The organism is Janthinobacterium kochi, assembly GCF_051380715.1.
GTDB lineage: Bacteria > Pseudomonadota > Gammaproteobacteria > Burkholderiales > Burkholderiaceae_D > Janthinobacterium.
Genome location: NZ_JBNYXO010000015.1, coordinates 113,343 through 119,632 on the forward strand (window position 1 = coordinate 113,343; position 6,290 = coordinate 119,632).

Here is a 6,290-nt window from a genome sequence, read left to right on the forward strand (position 1 = left end):
AGTTTATTTACTATGGCGCCCTACCCACACTGAGATACCGATGTCAGCGTCTGAATCAAACCTGTTTCCGTTGGTGGGATTACAAGCAGTGGCCAATGCTCATAACGAGTGGGTCGCTGTCACCCTGCATGTACCGCAGGCCTCGACGGCACCGCTGCTGGCGGCGCTGGCCGCCGCCGATGCGTATGCCTTCCTGGCGCCGCTCGACTGCATCATTCCCCTGGCCGACCCGCATGGCGTGGACGAGGCCGTGCTGGCGCAACTGGTGCCGCAACGCACCATCTTCCGTTTGCCGGCCCAGCTTGCCGGTGACAAGCAAATCCAGAAAAAATGCCAGCAATGGCGCGACGCCGGCTATCGCATCCTTCTCGATGGCGCCGATGCCGGTCCCGTGATGGCGGCGCAGGTCGAAGCGCGCGCGCTGAGTTTTGACGCGGCGGGCGCACGCCCGGCCCTGCATCAGCTGCTGCCCTTGCCGGGGCCGCACCTGGCCTACAACATCGTCGACGCGGGGCAGCTTGCCGCATTGCAAGAAATCGGCGTGAGCTGGTTTGCCGGCGATTACGCCCTGCACCATGCGCGCCAGCAAAGCGAGCCGGAAGACGCCACCTCGCGCCGGCGCCTGCTGGCGCTACTGGGCCTGCTGGCCCGCGATGCCGATGCGCACGAGCTGGAAGTGCCGCTCAAGCAAGACCCATCGCTCAGCTATCATTTATTGAAACTGGTCAACTCAGCCGCCTTCGGTTTCACGGCGCCGATTGCCAGCTTCAGCCAGGCCATCACCTTGCTGGGCCGACGCCAGCTGCAGCGCTGGCTGCAACTGCTGCTGTATGCGCGCCAACAAGACGATGGCAAGATCCATGCGCTGCTGCCGCTGGCGGCCGTGCGCGCGGCGCAGATGGAAGCGCTGTGCCAGCTGCGCGGCGGCGACCGCGACGCGCAAGACCTGGCCTTCATGGCGGGCGTGTTTTCGCTGCTCGACGTCCTGCTGGGCATGCCCATGCCGGACATTATCGCCACCCTGAACCTGGCGCCGGAAGTCAGCGCCGCCTTGCTGGAGCGCAATGGCGAGCTGGGCATCTTGCTGGCACTGGTCGAAAGCGCCACGCCGCCGCTTGATGGCTTGCGCCGCGCCGGCATCGATGGAGAAACCTATTGGCGCAGCCTGCTGCAGGCCTACCAATGGGCTATCCAGGTCAGCCGGAACCTGTAGCATGACCTTGCTGCCGGTGTCGGATTTCCTCGGTAACAGCGCCGCCCTGTGCGATGCCGTCGTGCGTTTGCGTGGTCCCGCGCTGGTCGCTGAGCTGGGCCGTATCGCCAGCGCCGTGATGGCCAGCCCGCATGGCCAGTTCCTGCCTGCGGCCAGCATGGATGCCGCTGAGGCGCCCGCGCTTTTTCCACGCGATACGCCCGCCTTGCTGCAGGAAATCAGTTTCGACGGCCACTGCTTCGGCCATTACAGCGTGGCGGGACGCAGCCTGTACAGTGACGCCGACCGCCGCCACCTGGCCAGCCTGGCATCGCTGACGGCCGGTGTGCTGCAGGTGCATTCGCTGGCGCAACGCTCGACCCATGCTTTTGCGCAAGTCGAAGCCTTGCTGGCGCGGCAGACGCAAATCCTCGACCAGTTGCACGAATCCGTGCTGACGATGGACTTGACGGGTTACATCACCAGTTGGAACAAGGGCGCCGAGCGCCTGTTCGGCTACACTTCGGTGGAAGCCGTGGGGCGCAACATCCTGTTCCTGTACGACGATGAAGACACGGCTTTCCACGACGCCTTCCTGGAACAGGGAGGGCGCCTGATGGAGGTGCGCCGCCGAAAGAAGTCAGGCGAGGTCTTCTGGGCCAGCCTGTCCTTGTCGCCGCTGCAGGACATGGACGACAAGCCCATCGGACTCATCGCCTACCTGACGGACATCACGGAACGCAAGCTGGCCGAAGAGCGCCTGCACCACCTGGCGTATTACGACCCGCTGACCAGCCTGCCCAACCGCACCTTGCTGGCCAAGCTGGTCGACCAGGCCCTCTCCGTGGCCCAGCGCAGCAAGATGCTCGGTTGCGTGCTGTTCATCGACCTGAACCGTTTTAAGCTGATCAACGATACCCTGGGCCGGCGCATTGGCGACGAATTGCTGCGGCAAGTCTCGCTGCGTTTCCGCAAGGTATTGCGCGACCAGGACCTGGTGGCGCGCCTGGGCGGCGACGAGTTCGCCGTTGGCCTGTTCGACATCGGCCAGCATTTCGAGGCCAGCATGGTGGCGCAAAAGCTGCTCGCTTCCCTGATGCAACCGTTCCTGATCGAAGGCCACGACTTGCGCGTGGGCGCCAGCATCGGCATCAGCGTCTACCCGCAAGACGGGCAGGACGCGGAAACCTTGCTGCGCCTGGCTGACATCGCCATGTACCGCGCCAAGCAGGACAGCGGCGGCGAAGCGGAAAGCGTGGCCTTCTACAGCCACGACATGAACTTGGGCATGCAGGCGCGCATGCGCCTGGAAACAGGCTTGCGCCAGGCATTATCGGAACAGCAATTGCTGCTGCACTACCAGCCGAAATACGCCTTGGGCAGCGGCCGCATCATCGGCGCCGAAGCCCTGGTGCGCTGGCATCACCCGCAGCACGGCATGATCCCGCCCGCCGAATTCATCCCCCTGGCCGAATCGACGGGCCTGGTGGTGCAGGTGGGCGAATGGGTGCTGGAAGCGGCTTGCGCCCAGGCGCAGGCGTGGAAACTGGCCGGCCTGCCTCCAATCCGTCTGGCCGTCAACGTTTCCGCGCGCGAATTCACCTCGGCCCTGCCCACCAGGGTGGCGGCCACCCTGGCCCGCTACGGCCTCGAAGCGGCTTGGCTTGAGCTGGAAATCACGGAAAGCACCCTGATGCACAACATCGAGAGGGTCATCGGCATCATGGACCGCATCACGGCGCTGGGCGTGGCCCTGTCGCTGGACGACTTCGGCACCGGCTACTCAAGCTTGTCCTACCTCAAGCGTTTCCCCATCGACACATTAAAGATCGACCGATCGTTTACCACCGGCATCCCCACCGACGCCAGCGACTGCGCCATCGCCAGCACCATCATCAGCATCGCCCAGCAGCTGCACCATAAAGTGATCGCGGAGGGCGTGGAAACAGCGGAGCAACTGGAGTTTTTGAAGAGCTCCGGCTGCGACGAAGTGCAGGGCTATCTGTTCTCGCGCCCGTTGCCAGCGGTGGAGTTCGAGAAGGCGTTGCGGGAAAACTGGGGGCTGTAAGGCTTCTGCTTTGGTGTCTGCGCAGATATAGCCCCGGCCCCGGCCGCTGGGAAAATAAGACCACGACAGTACTAGCCATTGGTAAGCCACTGACCTTTATGTATAATGCTGCCATCAGGAAGCGTGGCCGAGTGGTTGAAGGCACTAGTCTTGAAAACTAGCGACGGGTTACACTGTTCGTGAGTTCGAATCTCACCGCTTCCGCCAGAAAATAAAGAAACCGCCTTCGGGCGGTTTTTTATTGCCTGGCGGAAGCGAGCAGGGCGCCTGCGCGCCCTGCGTGTGAGATTCGAAGGGCTGGGCCTACCGGCCCAGCCCGCCCCGAATCCTCCCCCTGCTGCCGCTGCGCGCGCCGTGGGCGCACGTTCGTGGCTCCAGTTAGCTTTTCGACTGAGCCAGCTTTCACAGCGCTCAACTTATCAGTCCGTGTCTGAATGGCAACCTGACCCTCGCGTACTCTCGCGTACTCATTTGGTGCCGGCCAGCGGCGCCACGGTTCAATTCTGTGCTCACGGCATGTCATTCGAACAGGTCGGCATCAAGCACGGCCATGCGCGCAATGTTAGGCCAAATCGTTAGTCCCGCCGGCTCTACTTAGGGTAAGGCATGGCATAAACAGGTTTACTTTTATTTCATAATTCGATTATTATGGAATTATGGAATTGACTTTGGGCATATATGGAAACCAAAAAAGTTATTGCTGCCTTAGGCACTGGCGCAAGAATCGCGTCTGGCCAGCTTTCGCCTGCTTGTCCAGGCTGGATCACTAGGGATGGCGGCAACGAAGATTGCCGAACATATCGGTATCCCGCCATCGTCCCTGTCATTTCACTGAAAGGAACTGGTGCACGCGGATCTGATCGTACCGCACCAGGATGGACGCTTTGTCATCTACGCAGCGGATATTGACAAGATGAATACCCTGATCGGATTTTTGACCGATGACTGCTGCGGCGGTGCGCCTTGCACTACTTCGCAAGGCGCAACCTGTGACGCCATATGAATCCAAACGTACAAATCGAATCGCAATCCCCTCCACCGCAGTAATTGAAGGAGTCGTCATGACCGAAAAAGTGTACAACGTGTTGTTCCTCTGTACCGGCAACTCAGCCCGTAGCGTGATGGCCGAGGCGTTGGTCTCTACTATGGGCAAGGGCCGCTTTCGCGGCTTTTCAGCTGGCAGCCATCCGGGTGGCAGTGTGAACCCATTCGCCATCGAGCAAATTGAAGCGACCGGCTATCCACTTGAAAAGCTGCGTAGCAAGAGTTGGGATGAATTTGGAACTGCAGACGCACCGCATATGGATTTCATCATTACTGTGTGCGACAACGCCGCTGGCGAGGTCTGCCCATACTGGCCTGGTCATCCGCTCTCTGCACACTGGGGGTTCGAAGATCCAGCTGCAGCTACCGGCACCGACGAGGAAAAGCGCGCTGTATTCCATAAGGTATTCCGGCAGATCATGACCCGGATGAACGTCTTCGTCAGCCTGCCGTTGCACATGCTGGAAAAAAACGCGATTCAGCATGAGATCAAAGCCATCGGACAAACCGCCGTCTGATGAATGACGCAGCCGAGGTCTTGGATGGAAAGGATAGCATGAAAATTTTGGTGTTTCTCGGGTCGATACGCGCCAGCACGCCGCCTCAGCCGGTGCGTCTGGGCGAGCGTGTCGCCAGGGCTTGCGCGGCGCAATGCGGCCGCAATGGCCATGAGGTGGTACTCATCGACCCATTGGATTACGACCTGGGTGACGTGTTCAAGCCGCACTTTTCCTATGCTAAAGGGCATGCGCCCCTGCCGTTGGAGCACTTGGCCAGTGAGATTGCCTGCGCCGACGGGTATGTGATGGTTAGCCCTGAATACAATCATTCAATGAGTCCGGCACTGGCGCATCTGCTGAACCACTTTGGCAGTTCCCTGTTTGCCTTCAAGCCCAGTGCTATCGTGACTTACTCGGCTGGGCAGTGGGGGGGCGTGCGGGCGGCGGTGGGCATGCGCGCTTTTCTATCAGAGCTGGGTTGTTTGCCGGTCTCGGCCATGGTCCACGTTCCGGCCGCACACACTGTTTTCGCTGTCGATGGCAGCTTTGCGCCCGAAGTCGATAGTACGCGCTGGGTTTCTTATATCGAGCGCACACTTTCCCAGTTGACATGGTGGGCCGAGGCCGCCGGACGGGAGCGCGCGCGCTCTGGAGGAGCAGGGCTTTCGCCGGCTTTCCTGCGCGATCCTTCCCAGCGCAATGCGCCGTGAGGCGCATGTGGATAAATGATTGCTAAAATACCATTTGAAGGTGCTATGTGCAGCTTGCGGTCGCGCCATTTCCTGTCACTTCACGTCTATTTGGATCCCCCTGATGATTCGACTTGCCACTATCGCCGACGCCGCCGTGATCGCCACGATCTACAACCATTACGTCAGCAGCTCCACCATCACGTTTGAAGAGCACGTAGTCGGCATCGATGAGATGGCCCAGCGTATCGCCTCTGTCGGTGCGCAGCTGCCGTGGTACGTCTTTGAACGCGACGGAGAGATAGTCGGCTATGCCTACGCAACGCCCTGGCGTGCCCGCAGCGCCTATCGTTTTTCGGTCGAATCGACGGTGTACGTGGCGCATGAGTGTATGGGGCAGGGAGTGGGCCGGCAGCTTTACAGCACGCTAATCGATGATTTACGTCAGCGAAAGCTGCAGGTGGTTATCGGCGGTATCGCACAGCCCAACGACGCCAGCGTCGCTTTGCATGAACGCCTGGGATTCGAGAAGGTGGCCATGTTCAAGCGGGTCGGCCGTAAATTTGATCAATGGATTGATGTGGGATATTGGGAGCTGCAGCTTGCGTAGTTGTCTAGAGTCGTGTGATTATGTACCCCACCGTAGCTGGCCGCTATTCAAAGCCAGACACGTTTTGCGCACACTGTTGGACAACCTCAATCAGCAGCCTTCTCATGACTCAAGCCCTGCATAGCCGCGCCCGGACAACTCACCTGATCCGCGAAGAAATCAAGAACTCTACGTTGTCCCAGGCCGA

5 protein-coding genes, 1 tRNA gene and 1 pseudogene are annotated in these 6,290 nt (G+C 60.4%); all 7 read left to right on the forward strand.

Annotated elements, in window-relative coordinates:
- The first annotated feature begins 88 nt into the window (after positions 1–88).
- Complete coding sequence (locus tag ACQ4WL_RS24405; protein ID WP_436512054.1) at positions 89–1,213, forward strand: EAL and HDOD domain-containing protein; 1,125 nt, start codon at positions 89–91, stop codon at positions 1,211–1,213.
- 1 nt (position 1,214) lies between these two features.
- Positions 1,215–3,260 carry a putative bifunctional diguanylate cyclase/phosphodiesterase gene (locus tag ACQ4WL_RS24410; protein ID WP_436512055.1) on the forward strand — a complete coding sequence of 682 codons (2,046 nt, stop codon included), beginning with the start codon at positions 1,215–1,217 and terminating at the stop codon, positions 3,258–3,260.
- Between the two features lie 117 nt (positions 3,261–3,377).
- A tRNA-Ser gene (locus tag ACQ4WL_RS24415) sits at positions 3,378–3,467 on the forward strand.
- 471 nt (positions 3,468–3,938) lie between these two features.
- A pseudogene (locus ACQ4WL_RS24420) lies at positions 3,939–4,263 on the forward strand (ArsR/SmtB family transcription factor).
- A gap of 58 nt (positions 4,264–4,321) precedes the next feature.
- Positions 4,322–4,822, forward strand: coding sequence for an arsenate reductase ArsC (locus ACQ4WL_RS24425; RefSeq protein WP_436512056.1), 501 nt, complete (start codon positions 4,322–4,324; stop codon positions 4,820–4,822).
- A 38-nt stretch (positions 4,823–4,860) separates the two neighbouring features.
- A complete protein-coding gene (locus ACQ4WL_RS24430; protein WP_436512057.1) occupies positions 4,861–5,514 on the forward strand; it encodes an NADPH-dependent FMN reductase in 654 nt (217 codons plus the stop codon).
- A gap of 103 nt (positions 5,515–5,617) precedes the next feature.
- Positions 5,618–6,103, forward strand: a complete 486-nt coding sequence (locus tag ACQ4WL_RS24435) for an arsinothricin resistance N-acetyltransferase ArsN1 family B (protein ID WP_436512058.1) — start codon at positions 5,618–5,620, stop codon at positions 6,101–6,103.
- The last annotated feature ends 187 nt before the right edge of the window (positions 6,104–6,290 follow it).